General features: G+C 36.0%; 22 protein-coding genes. 7 read left to right on the top strand and 15 right to left on the bottom strand.

The window, feature by feature from the left end:
• The first annotated feature begins 183 nt into the window (after positions 1-183).
• The 3 genes from AEQSU_RS08070 to AEQSU_RS08060 all read left to right on the top strand — a co-directional run bounded on the left by AEQSU_RS08070 (position 184) and on the right by AEQSU_RS08060 (position 6,801).
• On the top strand, positions 184-2,514 hold the full coding sequence (locus AEQSU_RS08070; protein WP_014782372.1) for a T9SS type B sorting domain-containing protein: 2,331 nt from the start codon (positions 184-186) through the stop codon (positions 2,512-2,514).
• A gap of 81 nt (positions 2,515-2,595) precedes the next feature.
• Positions 2,596-3,696: a DUF4407 domain-containing protein gene (locus AEQSU_RS08065; RefSeq protein WP_014782371.1), complete on the top strand. Its 1,101-nt coding sequence runs from the start codon at positions 2,596-2,598 to the stop codon at positions 3,694-3,696.
• 102 nt (positions 3,697-3,798) lie between these two features.
• Positions 3,799-6,801, top strand: coding sequence for an aminotransferase class III-fold pyridoxal phosphate-dependent enzyme (locus AEQSU_RS08060; protein WP_014782370.1), 3,003 nt, complete (start codon positions 3,799-3,801; stop codon positions 6,799-6,801).
• Positions 6,802-6,860: 59 nt separating this feature from the next.
• On the opposite strand, the gene AEQSU_RS08055 is transcribed toward AEQSU_RS08060, so the two are convergent.
• Positions 6,861-7,895, bottom strand: a complete 1,035-nt coding sequence (locus tag AEQSU_RS08055; RefSeq protein ID WP_014782369.1) for an AI-2E family transporter — start codon at positions 7,893-7,895, stop codon at positions 6,861-6,863.
• 216 nt (positions 7,896-8,111) lie between these two features.
• On the opposite strand from AEQSU_RS08055, the gene AEQSU_RS08050 reads away from it, so the two are divergent.
• The gene (locus tag AEQSU_RS08050; RefSeq protein WP_014782368.1) at positions 8,112-8,540 is read left to right on the top strand and encodes a YybH family protein; all 429 of its coding nucleotides are present in this window, start codon (positions 8,112-8,114) and stop codon (positions 8,538-8,540) included.
• Positions 8,541-8,552: 12 nt separating this feature from the next.
• On the opposite strand, the gene AEQSU_RS08045 is transcribed toward AEQSU_RS08050, so the two are convergent.
• The 10 genes from AEQSU_RS08045 to hemW form a co-directional block, all read right to left on the bottom strand.
• Positions 8,553-10,088, bottom strand: coding sequence for a cryptochrome/photolyase family protein (locus tag AEQSU_RS08045; RefSeq protein WP_014782367.1), 1,536 nt, complete (start codon positions 10,086-10,088; stop codon positions 8,553-8,555).
• 24 nt (positions 10,089-10,112) lie between these two features.
• The gene (locus AEQSU_RS08040) at positions 10,113-11,417 is read right to left on the bottom strand and encodes a DASH family cryptochrome (protein WP_014782366.1); all 1,305 of its coding nucleotides are present in this window, start codon (positions 11,415-11,417) and stop codon (positions 10,113-10,115) included.
• Positions 11,384-11,530, bottom strand: coding sequence for a DUF2256 domain-containing protein (locus AEQSU_RS16355; RefSeq protein WP_014782365.1), 147 nt, complete (start codon positions 11,528-11,530; stop codon positions 11,384-11,386). The genes AEQSU_RS08040 and AEQSU_RS16355 overlap by 34 nt, the downstream gene beginning before the upstream one ends.
• A gap of 3 nt (positions 11,531-11,533) precedes the next feature.
• Positions 11,534-12,529 (bottom strand): metal-dependent hydrolase, encoded by a 996-nt coding sequence (locus AEQSU_RS08035; protein WP_014782364.1) that lies wholly within the window; start codon positions 12,527-12,529, stop codon positions 11,534-11,536.
• A 9-nt stretch (positions 12,530-12,538) separates the two neighbouring features.
• Complete coding sequence (locus AEQSU_RS08030) at positions 12,539-14,311, bottom strand: MutS-related protein (protein WP_014782363.1); 1,773 nt, start codon at positions 14,309-14,311, stop codon at positions 12,539-12,541.
• Between the two features lie 67 nt (positions 14,312-14,378).
• Positions 14,379-14,735 (bottom strand): MmcQ/YjbR family DNA-binding protein, encoded by a 357-nt coding sequence (locus AEQSU_RS08025; RefSeq protein WP_014782362.1) that lies wholly within the window; start codon positions 14,733-14,735, stop codon positions 14,379-14,381.
• Complete coding sequence (locus tag AEQSU_RS08020; protein ID WP_014782361.1) at positions 14,732-15,340, bottom strand: DUF4230 domain-containing protein; 609 nt, start codon at positions 15,338-15,340, stop codon at positions 14,732-14,734. Before AEQSU_RS08020 ends, AEQSU_RS08025 begins: the two co-directional genes overlap by 4 nt.
• Before the next feature lie 4 nt (positions 15,341-15,344).
• Positions 15,345-15,695: a DUF4260 domain-containing protein gene (locus tag AEQSU_RS08015; protein ID WP_014782360.1), complete on the bottom strand. Its 351-nt coding sequence runs from the start codon at positions 15,693-15,695 to the stop codon at positions 15,345-15,347.
• Position 15,696: 1 nt separating this feature from the next.
• A complete protein-coding gene (locus AEQSU_RS08010) occupies positions 15,697-16,443 on the bottom strand; it encodes a cyclase family protein (RefSeq protein WP_014782359.1) in 747 nt (248 codons plus the stop codon).
• An 85-nt stretch (positions 16,444-16,528) separates the two neighbouring features.
• Positions 16,529-17,737: a radical SAM family heme chaperone HemW gene (hemW, locus tag AEQSU_RS08005; protein ID WP_014782358.1), complete on the bottom strand. Its 1,209-nt coding sequence runs from the start codon at positions 17,735-17,737 to the stop codon at positions 16,529-16,531.
• A 152-nt stretch (positions 17,738-17,889) separates the two neighbouring features.
• Between hemW and AEQSU_RS08000 the strand changes: the two genes are divergently transcribed.
• Positions 17,890-18,948 carry a transporter substrate-binding domain-containing protein gene (locus AEQSU_RS08000; protein ID WP_014782357.1) on the top strand — a complete coding sequence of 353 codons (1,059 nt, stop codon included), beginning with the start codon at positions 17,890-17,892 and terminating at the stop codon, positions 18,946-18,948.
• Between the two features lie 111 nt (positions 18,949-19,059).
• On the opposite strand, the gene ruvC is transcribed toward AEQSU_RS08000, so the two are convergent.
• Positions 19,060-19,617 (bottom strand): crossover junction endodeoxyribonuclease RuvC, encoded by a 558-nt coding sequence (gene ruvC, locus AEQSU_RS07995; RefSeq protein WP_014782356.1) that lies wholly within the window; start codon positions 19,615-19,617, stop codon positions 19,060-19,062.
• 45 nt (positions 19,618-19,662) lie between these two features.
• Between ruvC and AEQSU_RS07990 the strand changes: the two genes are divergently transcribed.
• Positions 19,663-20,619, top strand: coding sequence for a lysylphosphatidylglycerol synthase transmembrane domain-containing protein (locus AEQSU_RS07990; RefSeq protein ID WP_014782355.1), 957 nt, complete (start codon positions 19,663-19,665; stop codon positions 20,617-20,619).
• The gene (locus tag AEQSU_RS07985) at positions 20,616-21,743 is read left to right on the top strand and encodes a glycosyltransferase family 2 protein (protein WP_014782354.1); all 1,128 of its coding nucleotides are present in this window, start codon (positions 20,616-20,618) and stop codon (positions 21,741-21,743) included. Before AEQSU_RS07990 ends, AEQSU_RS07985 begins: the two co-directional genes overlap by 4 nt.
• Positions 21,744-21,759: 16 nt before the next feature.
• Here the strand turns inward: AEQSU_RS07985 and AEQSU_RS07980 are convergent, their stop codons facing one another.
• From AEQSU_RS07980 to AEQSU_RS07970, 3 genes are all read right to left on the bottom strand, one after another.
• Positions 21,760-22,239, bottom strand: a complete 480-nt coding sequence (locus AEQSU_RS07980; RefSeq protein WP_014782353.1) for a hypothetical protein — start codon at positions 22,237-22,239, stop codon at positions 21,760-21,762.
• Positions 22,240-22,364: 125 nt separating this feature from the next.
• On the bottom strand, positions 22,365-23,780 hold the full coding sequence (locus AEQSU_RS07975) for a M56 family metallopeptidase (RefSeq protein WP_014782352.1): 1,416 nt from the start codon (positions 23,778-23,780) through the stop codon (positions 22,365-22,367).
• Positions 23,777-24,145, bottom strand: coding sequence for a BlaI/MecI/CopY family transcriptional regulator (locus tag AEQSU_RS07970; protein WP_014782351.1), 369 nt, complete (start codon positions 24,143-24,145; stop codon positions 23,777-23,779). The genes AEQSU_RS07975 and AEQSU_RS07970 overlap by 4 nt, the downstream gene beginning before the upstream one ends.
• Between the last annotated feature and the right edge of the window lie 6 nt (positions 24,146-24,151).

Genomic DNA, 24,151 nt, shown 5'->3' with positions numbered 1-24,151 from the left:
ATTGCAATGTTTTTAGAATGAATGAATTTCTAAAAACGAGAATAGAGAAGACTTCACGCTACAATATATTTATAGGAAATCCGCAATAACGTTCCTTCAAAAAACTTTCAACCAAAAACTTGAAAACCAGAAACTAAAAATCCTAAATTTGCTTTCGCTTAAAAGAAAAGTAATCCCCGATTCATGAAGTCGTTTGTTTTCCTATTGTTCACTATTCTGTGCTTCGCGATTCCTTCTGCACAAAACATTCAGGTTGACGCCACAACATACACGCCCCAGCAGTTGGTGGAAGATATACTTATTGACAGCGGCTGCATCAGCAATGTTCAAGTTTCTAAAACGGTAAGCGGCAACTTTGCCGACGGCGACAAAAGTTTTGGCTATTTCAGTGCTAATGGTAGTGCTTTTCCTTTCAACAAAGGCATTGTGATGAGTACAGGAAAGCTAAAACACGTTCCTGGCCCCAACAACAATTTAAGTGATGATGACGCTCCGGGTTGGACTGGCGACCAAGACTTAGAAACCGCACTAAACATAACCAACACAACCAACGCCACCATAATAGAATTTGATTTTGTTCCAAACGCAGACAACATTCAGTTCCGCTATCTTTTTGCTTCCGAAGAATACCAAGAAGGCGACCCCAACACTTGTATTTACAGCGATGCTTTCGCCTTTTTAATTAAACCTATAGGCGGCAATTACACCAATATTGCAGTGGTTCCAGGAACAAACACTCCTGTTTTGGTAACTACCGTTCATTCTGGCATTCCAGGCTCTTGTCCGCCCATTAACCAAACCTATTTTGAAGGCTGGAACGGTTCCAACGTACCTATAAACTTTAACGGACAGACCAAAATTCTTGTCGCCGAAACGCCTGTAACCGTAAACCAAGGGTATCATATTAAACTCGTTATTGCAGATGAAGCCAATTACCGTTACGATTCCGCCGTCTTTCTTGAAGGAGAAAGTTTCAATATTGCTGCCAATCTTGGACCAGATCAAAGTTTCGTAACCTACAACCCTCTTTGCGAAAACGAAATCTATGTACTAGATGCCACGCCGCAAGGAACCACTCCGATAGGTTACAAATGGTTCAGAAATGGGACTCTTATTCCTGGTGAAACCTCTGCCCAACTCACCGTTACCACTGCTGGAACTTATAAAGTTGAAATAGATTACGGCAGCGCCTGCATCGCTACAGACGAAGTTTTAATTGAATACAGCGCGCCTGTAACCGTCCAAAATACAGAATTATTTCAGTGTGAACCCACCGCAGATGGTCGTGCAACTTTCAATCTTTTTGAGACTGAAACGATAATAATCAATGGCGATCCACTGCTTCGCGTCTATTCCTTTCACAAAAATTTCAATGATGCCGAGAATAACCTCAGCCCGATTCCAAATCCTGAAAGTTATACAAACACGCGCCCAAACGAAATAGTTTACGCCAGAGCTGTCTCTGAATATGATTGCGTTTGCGTAGCCGAAGTAACTCTAAAAACCACAACCAACACTGTTTCAGATTTCTTTCTAGTGAATTGTTCCATAGACGGAAATCCTGGTTTTGCAAGTTTCAATTTTTCGCAAACCACTTCGGATTTACAAATTCTCTTCGGAAATAATGCCGAAGTAACCTACCATCTTTCCTATGACGACGCAATTTCACAAATCAATCCGCTTCCCAATCCGTTTATAAATTCCGAAGAAAACACACAAACAATTTATGCCAGAATAGATGGCGACCGCGGTTGTCTTGGCACTGCCAAAATTAACCTCAACGTAATCAACACCCCAGAATTTGAAGGTGAAGAAGCTTACATTTATTGCCTAAACACTTTCCCCGAAACCATAACAATTGATTCAGGTTTAATAGGAAATAGTGCAGATGCCCAATTTGAATGGTCCAATGGTGAAACTACCGCTTCAATTGAAATTAATGAAGCAGGAACATACACAGTAACTGTAACCAGAAGCAAAACTATTAATGGCGAAAAATATTCCTGCGCGAGCACTAGAACCATTACTGTCCTGCCTTCCGAAACTGCACAAGTCAGTTATAAATTAACTGGAAACGTTGGCAATCCAATCCTAACCGTAATTGTTGAAGGTGTTGGAGATTATCTTTATTCGCTTGACAATGGTCCATATCAGCAAAGCCCAATTTTTGAAAATGTAAGTCTTGGAGAACATATTATTTTGGTAAAAGACACAAATGGTTGCGGCACCACAACCCTAATTGCATACGTTTTGGGCTTTCCAAATTTCTTTACGCCAAACAATGATGGCTATCACGATTTCTGGCAAGTTGAAGGACTAGACCGCGAGAACGAACAACTGGAGCGTGTTGAAATTTTCGACCGTTTCAGTAAAATACTTTACATTCTAGATTTAAACAGCAGTGGCTGGGACGGCACTTACAATGGCAAACAAATGTCCTCATCAGATTATTGGTATAAAGCCATCTTCAAAAACGGCAAGATTTATCGTGGCCATTTCACTCTAAAAAGATAAGCGATTTCAAAAATTTCTTTGATTAGGCTGTAACAAACTGATTCAAATTGCGTTATATAGATTCATCAATCTAAAATCCGTATGTTACAACGCTTTTTCATCTTCTGCTCTGGGGCAGATACAGCCATCCTTGACGAATGTTCTCCCGGCGAACGCACTAAATATGCCGGCATTGGCGCCACAGTGTTCTTTACAGCCGTTATGGCTACAATCGCCGCCGCTTATGCTCTTTACACGATTTTCGACACTTATCTCTCTGCTATTTTCTTCGGAATTATTTGGGGATTATTGATTTTCAATCTGGATAGATTTATCGTTTCCACCATTAAAAAAAGAGACAATTTTTTTGATGAATTGATACAGGCTTCCCCGAGAATTGCGCTAGCAATAATCATCGCGATAGTAATTTCAAAACCTTTGGAGATGAAAATTTTCGAAAAGGAAATCAACCAAGTATTGCTCACCGAGAAAAACGAAATGACCCTCGCCAACAAAGACCAATTGGCGCTTCAATACACTCCTTCCATAAATGCTTTGGAAACAGAAATCGAAAGTTTAAAAAATGAAATAACCACAAAAGAAACTGAAGTAAACAATCTTTACGAAACCTATATAGCTGAAGCCGAAGGCAGAAAAGGAACCGAAAAACTAGGCAAAGGTCCCGTTTATAAAGAAAAACGCGATAAACATGATTCAGAACAAGCTGCATTAGCAGAGTTAAAGAAAACCAATGCCGAAAAGATAACAGCTGCAGAGGCTCAAGTAGCAATCCTCGCCGTAGAATACAAAACAAAAGTTGCAGACACTCAACCCGTAATAGACGGTTTCGATGGTTTGATGGCGCGCGTAAATGCTTTGGATAAACTTCCGTGGTTGCCTTCACTTTTTATCTTTTTATTATTCCTCGCCATTGAAACTTCGCCAATTCTAGCAAAACTTTTATCTCCAAAAGGCGCTTACGATTTAAAGCTGGAAGAACAGGAAAGTGCATTAAAATCGTGGGTAACGCAACAAAAAGCGCAACGAGATATTTTGGTAACCACAGACCGAGACATCAACAACAGAGTGTATGCAGACATAGCCGAGGAACAAGAACTTTACGACTACAAACGCAAAAAAGCCCGCGAATTGATGCAAATGCAAGCCGATGCTTTTTATAAGCAGCAGAAGAGTATTTTATAATTATTTTTTTAGCCAAGTTTGAGGGACGAAATTTTAACGTGAAGTTTAATTTCGTCCTTCTCTTTTTTCAGTATTATTGTTTGTTAATTTCATTGAAAAAAGATGTCCATAATTACTACTGAGCAAGCTTCAAAAATAGCTTTTGAACATTTCAATATTACAGCCAAAGCTTCAAAACTTGATGGTTATGTTGATGAGAACTTTCTTTTGAAAACTGGTTCGAATGAAAAATTTCTTCTGAAAATTTCTTCTGAAGAAAACAGTGAACAACTAGATTTTCAAGTTGAAATATTGAAATATCTTTCAACAAAAGAACACGCTGTTTCGTTACCTGAAGTTGTTTCAAACAATGAAGGAAATTCACTTTCAAAATTTCAAAATAATAAAACCGCAAGAATATTAACGTGGCTTCCCGGAAGACTTTGGGCAACTGTAAACCCAAAAACAGAAAGCTTACGAATCAGTTTAGGCGAAGCTGCTGGAAGTTTAACGACTGCCCTAAAAGATTTTGAACATCCCGCCGCACATAGAAATTTAGATTGGGATTTGGCGAATTCCACTTGGACTTCAGAACATATAAATCGTTTTTTAGGAAAAGCAAAAGAAATTGTTCAACACTTTCAAAACCGTTTTGAAGAAATTCAAACCACTTATAAAAACCTTCCAAAAAGTATAGTTCACAATGATTTAAACGATTATAATATTTTAGTTTCCGACGACTTAAGTAATCCAAAAGTTTCGGGATTAATTGATTTTGGCGATTCAGTTTTCACGCAAACCATTAACGATCTGGCTATTGTTTTGGCGTATGCAATTATGGATCTGCCTGATCCACTTTCTGCAGCTTTGGAAGTTGTTAAAGGATATAACAAGAACTACAAAATTTCGGAAAATGAGCTGAAATGTCTGTACATTTTGGTTGGAATGCGCCTCGTTACAACCGTTACGAACGCTTCCATAAAAAAAGAAGAATTCCCGAACGATGATTATTACGTAATTAGCGAAAAACCTGCTTGGAATTTATTGAAAAAATGGTTCGATGTGAACGAAAATTTCGCCTATTATTCTTTCAGAAATGCTTGTGGATATTCTGCGCATCCGTTGGAAGAAAAATTTGAAAACTGGTCAAAAAAGAATCAAGTTTCTTTAAAAACAATGTTTCCAACCGTTGCTTCTGAAAAAGTAATGAATCTCGATATGAGCGTTGGAAGCACACTACTTGGCAATCCTTCGGAATACAGCGATGCTGAAGTTTCTGAATTTAAACTGAAACAATTTCAAAAGCATTTTCCTAAAACTATTTTGCTAAACGGCTATTTAGAAACACGGCCTTTTTACACAACAGATGCCTTTAAAAGCGAAGGCAATAACGGCCCGCAATACAGAACCGTTCACTTGGGAACCGATTTTTGGGTACCCGCGCAAACAGCAGTCCACGCTCCTTTTAATGGCACAGTAAAAATAATTCATCACAACAATTACGACAAAGATTACGGTCCAATGCTAATCTTGGAACACACTTTTGAAGAATCAAAATTTTATTCTCTTTATGGTCATTTAACGCTCACTTCTTTGGGAATTTTAAAAGTTGGGCAGCAAGTAAAACAGGGCGACCTCATCGCTTACATCGGCTCGCCAAACGAAAATGGCAATTGGGCGCCGCATCTGCACTTCCAACTTATTTTGGATCTTTTGGGAAATGATGAAAATTTCAATGGCGTGGCTTTGCCTTCAAATGCTGAAATTTGGAAAAGCATCTGCCCCAATCCTAACTTTATTTTTAAAGAGGAGTTGAATACTTCGGAAGAAAAGATTTCAGAAGAAAATATAATCAATTTCAGAAATAATCACCTTGGAAAAGGTTTGAGTCTTTCCTATGACAAACCCTTGCACATCGTTCGCGGCGAAGGCGTTTACTTGATTGACATTGATGGCAGAAAATATCTAGACACCGTAAACAACGTAAATCACGTAGGCCATCAGCATCCCAAAGTGGTTGCCGCCGGGCAAAAACAAATGGCGGTTTTAAATACCAACACGCGATATCTTCACGAAGAAATTATTGGGTATGCAGAAGCTCTACTGAAAAAGCTACCACCACATTTATCTGTAATTCATATTGTAAATTCGGGTAGTGAAGCCAACGAACTTGCGCTACGAATGGCAAAAACCATTACAGGCAACAAAGATATTTTGGCGATAGAAGTTGGTTACCACGGAAACACGAATGCCGTTATGGATGTGAGTTCCTATAAATTTGAAGGAAAAGGCGGTTTCCCAAAACCTGAAACAACGCATATTCTTCCGCTTCCGGATTCCTATCGCGGAAAATATACTTCTGAAAACTGCGGAATTGACTACGCAAATCACGCAAAGGAAATCATTGAAAACTTAAAAGTTGAAGGAAAGGAGATCGCAGGTTTCATTGGTGAAAGCATGATAAGTTGCGGTGGGCAAATTGTTCCGCCCAAAAACTATTTTAAAGAAGTTTACAAACACGTTCACGAAGCTGGCGGTATTTGTATTGCAGACGAAGTGCAAACAGGTTTTGGCAGAATGGGCAAAACTTTTTGGGCGTTTGAACTTTACGATGTTCAGCCAGATATTGTAACAATGGGAAAACCTGCAGGTAACGCACATCCGCTTGCAATTGTAGCTTGCACTAAAGAAGTGGCAGAAAAATTCAATACTGGAATGGAGTATTTCAATACTTTTGGTGGAAATCCAGTTTCCTGTGCCATTGGTCGCGCGGTTTTGGAAGTTGTTGAAGAGGAAAATCTGCAAGAGAATGCTCTAAAAGTTGGAGGATTTTTAATAGCTGAATTGAAAACCCTACAAAAGCAATTTCCAATTATTGGTGATGTTCGCGGCGAAGGCTTGTTTTTAGGGTTTGAATTGAATGATTCAAATAAAAATCCGTTACCCGAACATGCTTCCTATTTGGCAAACAGAATGAAACAACTCGGCATTTTGATGAGCATTGACGGCCCAGATCACAATGTCTTAAAAATAAAACCGCCCATGGTTTTCAGTAAAGAAAATGCAGAAGAGCTTATCTTTAGATTGAAAACTGTTTTTGGAGAAGATTATATGTTGAAATTCTAAACACTATGTGCGCTTTGTGATTTTATATTGTACCACAGAAACATAAAGAACACGGAGTTTTATGAATCCTTCTTTTTAATTAAATGTGCATAGGCCTCCATCCCATTAGTGTGTTCAAAAATAACTTTCAACACGCCAATTATTGGTAACGCAATAATTGCACCCACCATTCCCCAAAGCGAGGAAAAAAGAATAACTCCAAATACGGTAATGAATGGGTTGAGATCCGTTTCATCACCAATTATCCACGGCGTCAAAATATAATTCTCTACTAATTGCGCTGCGGCAATTACGCCAATAACAATTAATGCAGGCGTACTGCCCGAATATAAATACGAAAGTATTACAGCAAAACCTCCGCCGATAAAATTACCCACATACGGAATTATGGAAAATAAGGCTGCAAAAAGCGCCAAAAATAAAGCATAGGGCACTGAACCCAAGGTAAACCCGAGGTAGTATATTCCGAAGAGGAATAACATAATTTTACCTTTTCCAATGAAATACGCACTAGTAATCTTTGCGGAATCTCTTAAAAGTGCTGCCATTGCCGAAGAATCGGAAACAAGTTTTTTAAAAAAATTGATGAACATTGTCTTCTGCATTAACAAAAGAATGATATAAATAAAGATGATAAGTGACTGCGACAATAGATTTAGTATTGAAGAAAGAAACGTTTTCCCTAAACTTTCGGCCTTTTGCACCAATCTTTTGTTGTTGTCAATGTAATTTTTATAATCCCAGTTCAAACGTTCATTTGCCCACATCGAAAGGGAATTCAATTTTTCACTCGCCTTTTCTTTTATCGTAGGCCAATCTCCAGCAATATTATTTATTTGGGAGCTTATAAGCCAGGTTAGCAGCAAAAAAATAACGATCATTAATACTATAGATAACGTTATGGACAACCAATTGGGCAATCCCCATTGTTTCATTTTTTTGGTAGGTTTATCCAGCAAAATCGCAATAATTGCCGCCACAAAAAGAGGCAGCAACAGACTTGCCCCAAAATAAAAAATTGTCAAAATACTTCCCAAAATCAGGAATGCTTTGATTAGGTAAATACCGTTAATGGAAATTTTGGAATCGCTCAAAATATTATTTTTGAATTAGAGAATTTGTTTTAACACTTAAGCTATTTGTAAATTTATAAGAAATTTTGTTGACCAATTGTTCGATAAGCAATTTAAATTGCATTTGCTCACTTTAATTCTATCTTTACTTTCAATTTTCTCCGTGTTCTCTGTGCCTCTGTGGTTATATTTTGCACCACAGAGGCACAGAGAACACAAAGTCTAAAACACTTAATTATGAAAAAACTACTTCTACTTTTTTGTATACTCTTAACGATAAATGCTATTTCCCAAACCGAAGCCGCCGATAAAGAAGCAATTCTTTCCGTACTGAAAACACAGGAAAAAGCTTGGAACCAAAACGATTTGGAGGGTTTTATGCAAGGCTATTGGAAAAGTGATTCATTAAAATTCTACGGTAGCAAAGGCGTTACGAATGGTTGGCAAAAAACATTGGACAACTACAGAAAAGGATATCCTTCAAAAGAGTATACTGGCACGCTTAGTTTTACAATTGAAGCAATCACTAAAATTGAAGACGACTCCTATTACGTAATGGGCCAGTTCCATTTGGTTCGGGATGTTGGAAATGCTAACGGGGTTTTCCTTATTATCTTCCGAAAAATTGAAGGAGAATGGAAAGTTATTGCAGATTTAAGTTGCTAAAATCAGCTAACTTTAAAAATTATCGGGATTCTCAATAATCTCGTGAGCTCTTGTAATATGCGCTTCCAAAGTTTCAGAATTCATTTTTTCCAATAAACTCATCATCATATTCATCCGTTGATTATTTTTGAAATGTGTGCGTTTTTCATTTAGAAAATTCCAATAAAGTGAATTGAACGGACAGGCATTTTCTCCAGTTTTTTCATTCACATTGTAAGTACACACTTTGCAATAATTGCTCATTTTATTGATGTAACTACCGCTGGAAATATAGGGTTTTGTCGCTACAATTCCGCCATCGGCGTATTGGCTCATTCCTCTTGTATTTGGCATTTCTACCCATTCTATTGCGTCAATATAAATTCCCAAATACCAAGCATCTACTTCATCGGGATTTATTTGAGTGAGAAGCGCAAAGTTTCCTGTAATCATTAATCGCTGAATATGATGCGCGTATGCATTATCCAGACTTTGAGTAATTGAATGGCTTAAACAATTCATTTTTGTTTTCCCAGTCCAATAAAAATCAGGCAATTTATTTTGATTGTCCAATTTATTCAGGTTTTGATACTCTGGCATTTTCATCCAATACATACCACGCATATATTCTCGCCAACCTAAAATTTGCCGCACAAATCCTTCTACTTGCGAAATGTCAATTTCAGATTTTCTGTCGTAATAGGTTTCTATCACTTTATTCACAACTTCTTTTGGCGAAAGCATTTTTGTATTCAATGAAAATGAAAGCCGCGAATGAAACAGAAAAGCTTGTTCCGTATGAAGCGCATCCTGATAATCGCCAAAATGAATCAATAAATTATCACAAAAATAGTTGAGTACTTTTAAACTGTCCGCTCGCGAAGTGGGCCAATTAAAATTTGAAGCATTGATGTTTCCAATAGTTTTTATTTTTTGCTTTTCAATCTGTGTCAAAATTGAAGAAACATCTTTTCGAAATCCCTTTTCGTGGGGAATCTCGGGTTTGCCATTCCATTTATTACGATTACTTTTATCAAAATTCCACTTTCCGCCTTCGGGATTGGTTTTATTTTCCATTAAAAGCTCGTGCTTCTTTCGCATATCGCGATAGAAATATTCCATCGTCATTTCCTTTTTGCCTTTGTAGAAATCGGCCATTTCGATGCGAGTGGTGTAGAAATGTTCCGTGTCAAAAACTTCGTTTTCAATATTTAGACTATCGCAAAAATTTCGCAATTGTTCGTCCAATCTGTATTCATCGGGAAGTTGGTATTCAAACTTTTCAATGTCGTGCTTTTGAATTAAATCTTTAAGGTTTTCAACCAAATCTTGTTTGTTTGCTTCGGAATCAATTTCATAATAAATAACTTGATGTCCGTTGTCTTTTAAATGCTCATAGAAATTTCGCATCGCTGCAAAAAACCCAACAACTTTTTGAATATGATGGTGTACATAATCAGTTTCCTGCCGCATTTCAGCCATAAAATACAACGTATCCTTTTCGGGTTTTGAATACCAAGAATGCTTGTGGTTAAGTTGATCGCCAAGTATAAGTCGAAGTGTTTTCATTGAATATCTAGTTATGAAACAAAATTATTTAAGCCAAGTTTTTTGATACTTTCCATCTGCATCATAACGCTCTGCCTGCATTTTTATATTGAATTTTCGGTCGCGCGGATCATTGCCAACGCCACTATTGTACATCCAATTGCCCCAATTGCTATGTACATCGTAATCGATGAGCATACTTTCAAAATAAGCAGCTCCAACTCGCCAATCCTGCAACAATTCTTTGGCCCAAAAACTATTTACATTTTGCCTTCCGCGGTTGCTCATAAAGCCGGTAGCAGTGATTTCCTTCATATTTGCATTTATAAATGGTTCTTCTAAACTGCCCTCAATCCACTTTTTGAAAATTTTGGAATTTTTGTTCCAATCTAAATCTTTCTGTGAAATACCGTTTAAATGAAAAATTTTAGAACCGTGTTTCAACGAAACATATTTAAAATAATCGCGCCACAATAATTCAAAAATCAACCAATACGTACTCTCGTTTTCGGTGATTTCACTTTCAAATCTTTTCACTTCTTCGTAAATAAAACGTGGCGAAAGACTACCATTCGCTAGCCAAGCAGAAAACTTGGAGCTGTAATCTTCGCCCAACAATCCATTTCTAGTTTCTTTATATTTTGCAAGACTTTTAGTTTCCCAGAAATATTCCTTCAAACGTTCTTCCCCAGCATCTTCTCCTCCTTTGAATGGAAATGCCGAACGTGAATCCGTTTCAAAATCTTCTAATCCTAAATCACTCAAAGTTGGAATTTCTGTATTGTTTTCTACAAGATTTATTTGAGACTGAATTTCAGGTTTTCCGTCACATTTTCTAACCTTAGTATTTGCTTCAACTTTTTTTCTAAAATTGGTAAATACTTCGGGAATTTCTGAAAAGTCAGAATACGGAATGTCTCCGGAATGAAACAAAAATTGATCGTAAGTCTTAATAAGTTTACAATCGGGTGATTTTTGCTGAATATTCTTGCTCACGGCAACTTCTTCACTTGTCCATTCGCGTTGAAAATAAATCGATTTTATTTGATATTTTTCGACAAGCTGCGGAAAAATTACTTCTGGTTTCTCGTGGAAAACCAAAAGACTTATATTGAGCTTTTGAAGATTCTTTCGCAGATTTTCAACTGTTTCAATCAAGAATTTCGCACGGAATTTTTCAGTTTTTTTAAAACCATATACTGTGGTGTCAAAATGACGTGGATCGAAAAAATACACACCGATTACTTTTTCATTTTCGGTTAGAGCCTTTGAAAGTGAATGATTATCGCCTACACGAAGATCTTTGGTAAACCAAACTAAACCGATGGATTGCTTTTGTTTTTCTGACATTTTTTACTACAATATAACACGTTTTCCCAATCCCTTTCCCATTTCTTTCGCCACGAAAATGGGCGGCCGCAAGTAATACAGATTTTTTGAGGAAGATCAGCTTTCTTTGTCATTTACTAATTTCCTTTTATTCGCTTCCAAAGATCTAAAAGCAACTTGCCTCCTTCCCTAACTTCTTTGGGTTCTTCGGTAATTTTAACGTCGTCACCTACTTTTTCAATAAGAAAACTGAAGGCATATTTATCTGAGTTTGGATCCACACTTATCTTCCCAAAACGAAGATCATTTAAATAAATTCCTTCAGGTTTTTCAGAAATAGTGTACCAACCTTGGGTAATTTTTATAAGTCTATTTACTTTTTCATTTTCTCTTAAATCTCCCAATGCTTCGTGGTTTTTTGGATTCGCATAAAACTGAATCGGTTTCGAATCGAAAAAGGAATAATCCCCAATCAAAAACGCGTCTTCGGTTTCCACATTTGCCGTCCACAAAATGGTGTTCATTGGACTGGGTTTGGTCTGTATTTCAGAATAAGCAATATTTTGATTTTTCAACGCATTTTCAAATTTATAATATGTTATTCCCTTTAAAATTAGTGTAAGTAACATATATGCGCTACTAATTATCAACCCGAGATTATTGAATTTTCGCCTTTTGATACTTCCTCTTTTTTGAAACATCGCCAAAATTAAAAACACTAGAAATGGCAACGTATAAAGTGGATCAATTACAAATATGTTTTTGTAAGCCAAACGAAGATCCAGCGGCCAGAAAAGTTGCGTGCCCCAAGTTGTATGCGCGTCCAGCAAAGGATGCGTTACGAAACAGAGAAACCAAAACCACGACCATTCCTTAAAACTTGCACGTTTATCCCAAAGAGATAGAAGCCATCCAAAGAGCAACCCAAAAACTACCGCAAAAACAATGGAATGTGTAAACCCGCGGTGCATTTCTAATGCCGAAACAGTATCGGTAAAATAATTTGCAATAACATCTAAATCTGGAATTGTACCAGCAATAGCTCCTAAAAGCATTGCTTTGTTGCCAATTTTTTTCCCTAAGACCGCTTCGCCAACGGCGGCACCCAAAACTATTTGTGTTACTGAATCCATTTAAAAAAATTAATCTACTATCTGCATTTTTTTCAGCAGAAAAGAGGCGTTCATATTTTGGCAGATTCCTGGTTTGAAGGTGTAGTCGAAAAAGAGTTCGTCGTTTTCAATAATTGCGTCGAAGAAATAATTTTTTACTTCTGGCAATTCTTCGGCAGCAACGCAAAGACTTAAATCGTGCGTGGCGATAATTCCGGTAGAATTACTAGCCACAAGTTTTTCAACAAATTTTCTGGAGCCGATTGCTTTATCTGTGCTGTTTGTTCCTTTTAATATTTCATCTAAAATGATAAAATAACGGTCGGTTTTTATTTCGTCAACTATAAATTTTAATCGTTTTAATTCACTGAAAAAATACGACTCATCATCCGTTAAACTATCTGTGGTTCGCATACTAGTAATCAGCTTAATTGGATTGTATTCAGCTTTCTCCGCACAAACCGGTAAGCCTATATTTCCCATCACAATTTGGAGTGAAACGGTTCTTAAAAATGTGCTTTTCCCGGCCATATTTGCGCCCGTAACAATAAAAAATTCTTCTGAATTAATCTGAAAATCATTACGAATCATTGACGATTCCTTTAATAATGGATGGCCTGCTCCTTTTACTTTTAATACGGGAACTTTATTATTTATTTCCGGAAAAACATAATTGGGATGATTGAAGTTGAAATTTCCCAAACTATTATATGCATCAAAAAATGTAATACTTTCAAACCAAACGGGGACACTTTCCTTATGCTCCTCAATCCATTTTTCAATATTATAAGATTGGCGTAGGTTTCGAAGCGTTAATCCATTTATAATGGTTCCGAAAATCATAATATTTCCTTGTTCTAAGACATCCAAATATCTAGCAAATTGCTTTATGACTGTTGAAGTTTTAATATCTGATTGGACTACAGAATTTCGTTTTTCGGAAAGTATTTCAGAAGAAAATCTTTCATTTTCAATTTCTAAAATCAGTCTATGAAATTGCTCAAAAGTGCTCTGAATTTTTGTAGTGTGGGAAGAAAAATCGTTAACTTTTTTCTGATATTTTCCTGAAATTGCAAGTCCTAAAATGAACCAACCGCCGGTAACATAACCTGAAAGCAAATCAAAATAATTTAAAACAATTAAGGCTACGGAAATTGCTGTAAATACAATGGAAACTGGTTTAATCCATTTTGGCACAAACGTTTTATAATCTTTTAACCAATCGGTAACTTCGGTTGCTGGAACTTCAGTTTTCACTAAAGAAGCTATTGCTGAAAACTTTTGACGCCATGCTGGTTTTTCAGATAATTCGGCAATCGCTTTTTGTCTTTTTGGAATGGAATTTATTTCGTTTTCAGTAAAAATTTTCGCCAAAAAATCGGAACCACTTTCTAATGCTGTTCGGTTCAAATATTGAAAGAAAGAACCACTGCCAAAAAGGTCAATATCCTGACTGTAAAAATGTAGCGGATCTTTATATTTTTCCCCAGAAGGTAAATGGTGAAACGCGAGGTTTAAAACCTCTAGCTCGGTTTCATTTTGGGTGATCAATGCTTTTTTTAAATCGCGTTGGTATTGAAGACCGCTGTGTTTTGAAACTAAATAAATAAAAGCCAATATTGTTAAAACAATGACCGCAATAATCACTTTAGCATTTCCGAAGAAAAAATACACGCCAAAACAAGCCAGTAAAAACACCAAAAGTCGAATGGTACTAGAAACGGCAAGTTTCTTTTTTAGCTTTTGTAAATCTTCGGAATGGATTTCGATCTGTTGTTTGTAAAAATCTGAAGGTTTGTTCATTAAGTTAATTCTTTTTCAAATAAAGTTAATTGACATAAGACTGAAGGACGTCGGACTTAAGACTTTTTTATAGTGCGGCAAGTTCGGTTTGCAACTTTTTGGTGAGACCTTTTACAACCAAATCATAAGAATGATCTATTAATTCAGTGAGTAATTTGGGCGATACGTTTTCGATTTCAATTGTATTCCAATGTTTTTTACTCATATGATACCCTGCAATTATCGACCCGTCATATTCTTCGCGAAGTTCAATTGCTCGCTCAGGATCGCACTTTAGGTTGGCGGTTGCAGGGTTAGAATCTAAACCTGCTAACGCAAACATTTTATCCATCACTTTAAAAACGAGCGCTTTATCATCAAAAGGAAAAGACTCCGTTACTCCTTTTTTTGCTATGCAATACTCTCTGAATTGTTCTATGTTCATTTCTCCAACTTTGGTTTTTCGTCCGCAGCATAAAGTGCAGAATAATCTAATTTCCAATTAATAGTTTCCACCAAGGTTTCCATAAGTTTTATTGTTTCTAAAGCTTGTTTTGAAGCTTCTTGCAACAAACCGCTTTCAGGAATTTTATCTACAATATGCTTTTTTGCCTCTTGGTTTATATCTGTTAAATCGCTAGCTGTAAAAGGGTTTGCCCAACCTTCTTTTTTGTCGTAATATTTAAAGTCTGTTTCTATAGTTAGTAATTCCGGTTGTGGAAAATTTGTGAGAATTATGGTTCTGTTTTTGGTGTCGGCATTCATTTTCACTTTTGTAAGATCGAAGCCAATATGCGCTTTTGCTTCAATGAGAACCAAAGCTTTCTTTTTTCCTAAAATTAAGCTTAACCATTTTTCTTTTACATTTTCATAATAGAAGATTTCAGAAAAATCGCCTTCAATAGTGATGAATTTGCAGACACTACGAATTTTTTCCATTAAAATAACCGATTGTGTTGTGACCTTTTCCTTTCTTCCACCGCCAAAACGTGCGAACAGAAAGTAAGCCAAAATCGCTCCTACCGCTAAACCTATAAAAAGATATTCCATATTATTATTTACCTATATCGCCCAAATGCGTGTTTTTAAAACTGTCAGGATATTTCAATCCATACCCGAAAATTCTATCTAAAGCCGCGTGGGAGAACAAAATTACACCTATTAAAATTAACAGCGAATTATCGAGGTAGAAAGCGCACAAACCTACCGCAATTGCCACAGCTTTATGATGAAAAAAATTGTAGGTGAAAGCACCGACCTTTGTGTTAATTAAATACCCAACTGCTCCAATATCTGGGGTCAGGATTAATGCTGGAAACCACCACCACGCGTAATCAAGCTGTGAAAAAAGTACAATTCCTAAAATGAATTGTGCCAATTCTTCAAGTCTTATAGTAGTTTTCATTTTAAATAATTTTATATAAAACTGGTTTACTTGGTGAAGCATCGTTATGAAAGGAAGCGATTTGCAGATTCAAAAGATAATTCCCATCTGCAACTGAATCTGGAACATAAACTAGCTCTGTTATTGTACAATCTTCGCGAGGCTTTTCGGGATAATTCCAAAACGCTTTGTGCGCCAAAAGCTTGCCTTCGTCCATTTCTTTGTCTACGGAAGGAAGGTCTATCAATAAATGTTTCACCCCAATTTCTCTTAAAAACAAAGCTGCTTTTTCGTGAAGAAATGGCCAATTGGTGTTTGACCAATGTTTTGATTTTTTATCTGAAGTATTCGGAAGTGTTATGATTACTATTGCTTCGGGTGTTTTTCCGTTTAAAGCTTTACGGATACTTTCTTCGGAAATGATTTCGTCTTCGCCAACTTTTTCAGGTTTTACTGAAGTTACTTCAGCTAAAAAAAAGAAGGTTTTTAAAGCTTCATTTACCGAATGAAATTCTTTAGAAATATGCCCAAAACATTCGGTATGCGTGCCGTGGGCGTGTGGATTGAAAAATATATTATTAAAGTTTACCGAAGCGCCTTCAGAAACTTTTGCCGTCCAATCGCCCATAATTACAGGTTCAATGACCGGTTCTTTTAGATACCACGCCAGCGGATTTTCCTCGGAAGCTTGCAATGGGATCGAAATATCCAATGGTTTGGAAAGATCAACTTCGATGATTTGATTGTTTATTTGAATTGTGGTTTTCATTTGTAAATTTTGAAGATTAAAGATACAAAAATCTAAAATCTAACAGGCTAGATTACTTTGTGCCTCGCAATGACACCTGTTAGGTTTATACGCAAAACAAATCACTAGCAATCCCATCACTCAAAAATTTTCCTTTTTTTGAAACTTTTAAAGTTTGGTTTTCAAGAATTAAAAATTCGTTTCTTATAGGATTTTCAGCTTGTTTCAATAAATACTCTGAATAGTTTTTTCCAAAATCACTTTCAATTTTTTCCAACGAAACACCTTTTTTGGTTCGCAATCCAGTCATAATATATTCATTGTATTTATCTTTTTTCGAAAGGGTTTCGGATTCTGAAGGTAGTATTCCAGCTTCTATACTTTTAATATATTTTGTGTTATTTGATACATTCCAAGTTCGTGATTTTCCGTCATAACCGTGTGCTGAAGGGCCGATGCCCAAATATGGTTTTCCTTCCCAATAGGCCGTATTATTTCTAGAATGGAATCCAGGTTTTCCAAAATTTGAAAACTCATAATTATCCAAACCTGCTTTTTCGGTTTCTTCAACTAAAATTTCATAGTGTTGTTTTGCCACATCTTCATCAACTGGTGGCACAATTCCTTTATCGATGAATTTTTTTAAAGCCGTTTTCGGCTCAACAGTTAAAGCGTAACACGAAAGATGAGGCACGTCAAGATTTAAAGCTATTTCAAGATTTTTTTTCCACCGTTCGTTAGTCATTCCTGGAATTCCGTAGATTAAATCGATGCTTATGTTTTCGAAATATTTCTTTGCTTCCGCAATACATCCCAAAGCTTCTGTTGCATTGTGGGCGCGATTCATTAGTTTTAGGTCTTCTTGAAAAAAGGATTGAATTCCGATGCTTAAACGGTTGATTCCTGCTTCCTTTAATGCCTTTAATTTGATCTTCGAAAGGTCTTCGATCCGATAGCTATCGGATGCGCTCAGACTGACATCTATTAAATCATCTGGATTGGCTTCTAGCGTGATTTCTGGGTTTTCGGAAACTTTATAATTTTCGTAAATTGCTTTAAAAATCTGCTTTAATTCTTCCGAAGAAAGTAAGCTTGGAGTTCCGCCACCGAAATAAATTGTTTCAATTCTTCCTTCAATTTCATCTCTACGAAGCACTAATTCTTTACAAAGGGCATCTACTAATTCTCCCTTTTTCTTTATTGAAGTTGAAAAGTGGAAATCGCAGTAATGGCAGGCTTGTTTGCAGAAGGGGATGTGAATGTAGATTCCTGCTCCATTTGTATTGCTTTCAATATTTTCTGAATTATTCTTCATATTTAAAGAAACACTTCGGTTTTAAAAGAATTGCCAGTAGCGAAAAAGCTAAAATTCTCATGAGTCCTCAAAATTACTTATTATTTTTACCGAAATTGAGGTTCTTCATTTAAAAAGGCTAACTTCAAATTAATTCAAAAACTCAATACTTTATGCGTCATTTTCTATTGTCAATCTTTCTTTTCTGTTCCATAGTATCAATTGGACAAACCGACGAAAAAAATATACGGGTTGGCTATGCGGGCTCGGCGCCTTTTGTGATGCACGACGACAAAGAAGATGGGATTGTTTTTGATATTTGGAAGGAAATTGCGTTCAACCTCAATCTAAAATATTCGTATCAAGAATTCGCTTCAGTGGAAGATGGGATTGCCGCTGCAAAAAACCACGAAATAGATATTCTAATAGGTCCAACTACGATAAATGTGGAGCGTGCAACAGAAATTTCGTTTTCACAACCTTATTATGATACGGAAATGGCGGTTTTAGCTCCTAAACAAGAACTTACTTTTTGGGATAAAGTACGGCCTATTTTTTCAAAAACATTTCTATTTGGTGTACTCGGTCTTTTACTAGTACTTACCATTGTTGGCTTTGTATTTTGGTTGGTGGAAGGCAGAAAATTCAAGGACGAATACGGAAAACATATGCATCAGGGAGTTGGTATTGGTATTTGGCTGGCAATCACAACCATGACTACCGTTGGTTATGGCGATTATGCGCCGCGAACTCCCGCCGGAAGGTTTGTGATGGGCTCGTGGATGATAATTTCGTTGATTTTAGCAACCTCTTTTGTTGCTGGAATTGCCACAACGCTTTCAATGACCACACGTGAAGACAAAACCATAACAAGTATGCAGCAATTGGAAGGCAAAAAAGTTGCTGTGCCCGACTATAAAAAAATAATGGACCGTGTGCTTAATGTTGATGGTACACCAATAGCTGTTCATTCTGTTGCTGAAGGGTACGAAATGCTTTTAAACAAAAAAGTGGATGCACTTATTTATGACCAAATACCACTTGAATACATTTTTGAATCAAAAGACAAGGATGATTTTGTGTTGAGCAAACGAAAAATTGAGCCTCAATATTACGGTTTTGTATTTCCTATTGGTAGCGATTTAAAACGAAAAGTTGATATAGAAATTATTGAGCTACAGGAAGCCAAAGAAATTTCGCATATTGTGGATGATTGGGTTTCTCGGAATTAGAGTTCCTCTGAGAGTTTACCACAGAGGCACAGAGGGCACAGAGGAAATTGTTTTGATTGGCGAAGGTTCAGAGATTAGTTGGAAATACTGCTAACTGCAACTGAAAACTGCCTACTTAATCCTGTCTTCATTCTGTTTTACAAAAGCCGCCCAACCGGTATAGCTTTTACCTGTTTCCATTTTTCCTGAATTGTAGAAATGGCAAACCGCAGCAGCAAGTCCGTCGGTGCTATCTAGGTTTTTTGGAAGTTCTTTTAGGTTTAAAAGACTTTGAAGCATTTTAGCCACTTGTTCTTTACTAGCGTTTCCGTTTCCTGTAATTGCCATTTTTATCTTTTTTGGCGAATATTCTGTTATCGGAATTTCTCTTGAAAGTCCAGCCGCCATTGCTACACCTTGTGCACGACCCAATTTTAACATAGACTGAACATTCTTTCCGAAGAAAGGTGCTTCAATAGCAATTTCGTCTGGGTTGTGGGTGTCTATTAGTTCTATGGTACGTTCAAAAATTAGTTTTAATTTCAGGTAGTGGTCGTCGTATTTTTTAAGCTGAAGTTCGTTCAGTTGTAAAAACTGCATCTGTTTGCCAACCACTTTTATAAGACCGAAACCCATAATTGTGGTTCCGGGATCTATTCCTAAAATTATTTTTTCTGTTTTAGTTTCCATTTCAATAGAGATTCCTGCTTTCGCAGGAATTAGTATTTTAGCATCATGATTGCCATATCCCACAAAGCTAAACAATATCTGCTTGTCGCCACGAAAGTTTTGGTGCTTGCTGTGACTTTTGGATACATTTTTTATACCCTAAAGAATAATGCTTCCTTGGATTTTAGTGAGTTTATAACGACTATCATTTCAAAAGGAACTATTGCTATTTATTCATTAGTATTCTTTCTGCTTTTAGCATCAGCCAACTGGTTTTTTGAAATTCTGAAATGGAAAACTTTGGTTTCAACGATTGAAAAAATAGATTTTAAAACGGCCTTAAAACAGAGTTTGGCTTCATTGACCGTTTCATTGGCAACACCAAATAGAATCGGGGAATATGGTGCAAAAGCGCTTTTTTTTGAAACGAGAAAGCGGAAAAAAATACTATTACTAAACTTCTTTTCTAGTACAACTCAAATGTTGGTTACGGGGTTTTTCGGTGTTTTTGGGGTATTTTATTTGTTGAAGAATTTTAATATAAATTATTCAATTACTACAATTTGCTATTTTGGAATTGGTGTAATTTTAATGGTTGCGATTGGTTATTATTTTAAGGAAAAAGAACTCTTGCTGAAAGGTTTTTCAATAACAAAAAAGACAAAATTTTTCAGAAATATTCCGTTTCAAATAAAGTTTAAAACTGTATTATTTTCTGCATTTCGATATGTAATTTTCAGTGGAATGTTTTACGGAATGTTACTTTTTTTTGGCGCAAACATTTCTTTTTTTGAAGCTATGCCGTTAATTTTTGCAATGTATTTATTAGTTTCAATTGTGCCAACACTTTTTATTTTTGACGTTGTAATCCGCAGTGGCGCGGCGGTTTGGTTGTTTTCTTTTGCGGGAGTTCCGGAGTTGGTTGTTTTGAGTACCGTTCTTGCAATGTGGCTTTTCAATTTTGTATTTCCTGCATTTCTTGGAAGTTTTTTCGTGCTTACCTATAAACCAATTACCCAATGATTTGGGGTTTTGTAATTCTTTTTGGCGCATACTTTATTTGTATGATGGCATTGGTTTATGGTTTTAGAAAAGCATCCGTTTTTTCTTCGGAAGAAATAATTCACAAAACTCGTTTTAGTATTGTAATTCCCTTTAGAAACGAAGCAGAAAACCTTCCATATCTTCTAAGAACTATTGAAGCATTGAATTATTCTACTGAACTATTTGAAATCATTTTTGTGAATGACGCTTCCGAAGATACTTCTGAAGCAATCCTTTGTTCAGCAATTGAAAAAAGTAAATTTTTAATAAAACTTATTCAGAACAATCGTATTTCAAATTCTCCTAAAAAAGACGCAATTTCCGAAGCCATAAAAAATTCAAATTTTGAATGGATTGTAACTACAGATGCCGATTGTGAATTACCTGAAAATTGGTTGAAAACCTTGGATGCATTCATTCAGAAAAATAATCCAGTTATGGTTTGCGGTCCTGTTGTGTATGAAAGTGACGGAAGTTTTATTGAAAATTTTCAACAATTGGACGGCCTAAGTCTGCAAGCTGTAACTATTGGAAGCTTTGGTTTTGGGAATCCTTTGTTGAGTAATGGTGCAAATTTGGGGTATAAAAAAGATGCATTTATACTTGTGAATGGTTTTTCGGGTAATGATCACATTGCCAGTGGTGACGATATTTTTCTATTGGAAAAGATGAAAAAAGCATTTCCTGAAATGGTTAAATTTCTAAAATCGAAAGAAGTAGTTGTTTCTACTAAACCTCAACTTAGTTGGAAAAAGGTTGTTAATCAGCGTGTGCGTTGGGCTTCAAAAACTTCGAAACAGAAGAATATTTCTTCACTTTTATTAGGCTTGCTTGTACTTTTTGTGAATGCTTCCATTTTGGCAATTCCTTTTTTAATGATTTTCGATTCTGAAAATATTATTCTATTTCTACTTTTAATCTTCTTTAAAATAAGCATCGATTATATTGTAATAAAACAAACTTCTAGTTTTTTCAACGTAAAAATTTCAGTCTTAAACTTTATTTGGCAACCTTTTCTGTATGCTATTATAACAGTTTTGGTTGTAATTGGAAGTTTATGCGGAAGTTATGCTTGGAAGGGTCGTAGTTTTAAAAAGCAATAATTGCTTTATCGAAAATTCAATTTGTTCTAATAATAACCGGCAACGTAAATTGTGTTTTCACAGGAATGCCACGTTTATAAGCTGGTGCTACTGGCTTTAAGGAATCGATGCTTTGTAATAACCAAATTTCCAAATTTGGGAATTCTTTCTGCAAAATGGTGTCCATTTTTATTTGGAGAATGGAAAGCTGGCCTTTGCTGCTCACTTCAAAATTTACTTTTATAGTGTCATAAATATCGCGAGTTGCAACAATTTCCTCGTGGTTAAGCGATTTGTAAAGCTGTGTAGATATAGTGTTAATGAAGCATTCCTTCTGTTCGGGTTTTTCTAAGGCGTTTTCGCAGTTTGAAAAAGATGGGTAGCTATCCACATCTTTCCAATTTATTGTTTTCATTTCTTGTTCATAGATATTTTCTGAAGAAACTTTTTCGGTCTCAAAAAACTGACAGGAGGTTGCCAGTAATAAAAGAAAAACAAAATGGAAACGCTTTATCATTCAGAAAAAATTCAACTTGAAAAGTACAAATTTACTGAAACTAAATGGTTTGAAGCATGAAGAAATTATTTCAACAAAAAAGCCGAAGAAATTCTTCGGCTTTGGTAATAATTGTAATTAAAAATTTACTTTATATCAAAAACAATAGGTAAAGAATAGAGTACGCCTACTTTTTCACCTTTCTGCTCGCCGGGTTGCATTTGTGGAAGTAACTTTACAATACGAACAGCTTCCGCTTCAAGTTCTGGTTTTGGAGCCCGCGCGCGAACATCTACTATTTTTCCAGTTTTATCAATTTTGAATTGAACGGCGATGCGTTGTCTGCCTACCAAGCCTAAACTATTGGCAAGCTCGGTGTTGAAATTGGTGCCAACAAATTGCGAAATATTCATAGACATACACTTTTTCATAGCTTCATTATCAGCGCCTGTGCAGCCAGGGAAAACTGGCACTTTTTCAATAGCTGCAAAAGGAACATCTGCTTCGTTTTGATCTTTTGTTTCGTCCAAATATTCCTGAACGGAAGTGTAAACTTTATCGCCTGGTTGTGCTTCTGTTGTTAAAAGTTTCAAGGCTTTTTCTTCTTCTGGAGTCATTTCGCCTTTTTTCATAATGGCTTCGTCCAGTTCATTGATTTTGTTCATTACTTCGGAATTTGACTGTTCTACAGTTTGCGTTTCTTCGGCTTTTGGATCGTCGCTGCAAGCTGTGTAAAATAACATGCTGAAGATTGCTGGCAACAATAGTAAATACTTAAGTTGCGCGATTTTTCTGGATTTTGATTTTTGTAACATAATTATTCGTTTTTTGATTAATGATTGATTGAAAAATGTATTGATGAATGATATTTTTTCGGTTTGAAATACTTCCGAAAGTAGATTTTGATAGTATTGTTTTTTACTTTTTTGCTGCGTCACTTTTGCATCAGCAATATATTCGTGAAGAGTGGCTATTCTATTCTGAAATAGATAAATCATTGGATTGAACCAAAACACAATTCTTAGAATTTCAAAAAACAGTAAGTCTAGAGAATGTTTTTGCTCTATGTGAATTTTTTCGTGAGAAATGATGCTGGCTTTGCTTTCTTCGGAAATGTTTTCGCCAATAAATATTGAGTTGAAAAAAGAAAATGCAGTGTCTGTTTTGGGAAGAATCACCAATTTAAAATTTGGGAAGTTTTCCACAGTTCCAGCGATTTTCAACTTTGCTATTTTGTATAATTTCCAACCGAAAAACAATGCGCTGAGAAGCATTCCTAAAAACCAGAAATCTAATAAACTGGGAAACCACGATGAAACTCCACTTGAAATTGTTTCAGAAGTATCGCCAATAATAACCGCTGGCAACTGAAATACATATTCCTTCGGAATGTTTTGTTGAAGAAACTCTAAGCTTATAAATGGTAAAACACAGCCTAAAATTGGTGTTAACAATAGATAAACTCTGTTCAAATTGAAGAAAGTTTCCTTCCTAAAAAAAAGATCATAAACTGCCAAAAACAGTATTTGAAAAACGAGTATTTGAAATAGTGTGTGTATCATTTTTCAGGTTTCTCAGCGTTAATTTCTTTCATAATAACCTCCATTTCTTGAATGCTGATGTCGTTTTTCTTCATAAAAAAGGAAACCATACTTTTAAAGGAACCTTGAAAATAACCGTCCATCAACTTGTTTAATGATTGGCTGCTGTATTCCGTTTTTTTCACTTTTGGAAAATATACATGGCCACGTCCTTCTTTTCTGTAATCCACAAAATCTTTGCTCTCCAAAATCCTAACAATGGTAGAAACGGTATTGTAGGCTGGTTTTGGCTCTGGAAATTCATCCATAATTGAAGCTACATTTGCTTCTTTTAAATTCCAAAGGATTTGCATAATGTCTTCTTCTGCTTTTGTAAGTTGTTTCATGGTTCA

Source organism: Aequorivita sublithincola DSM 14238 (assembly GCF_000265385.1).
Taxonomy (GTDB): domain Bacteria; phylum Bacteroidota; class Bacteroidia; order Flavobacteriales; family Flavobacteriaceae; genus Aequorivita; species Aequorivita sublithincola.
Note: the sequence above shows the minus strand (reverse complement) of the source record. Positions and strands in the feature narration are given on the sequence as shown.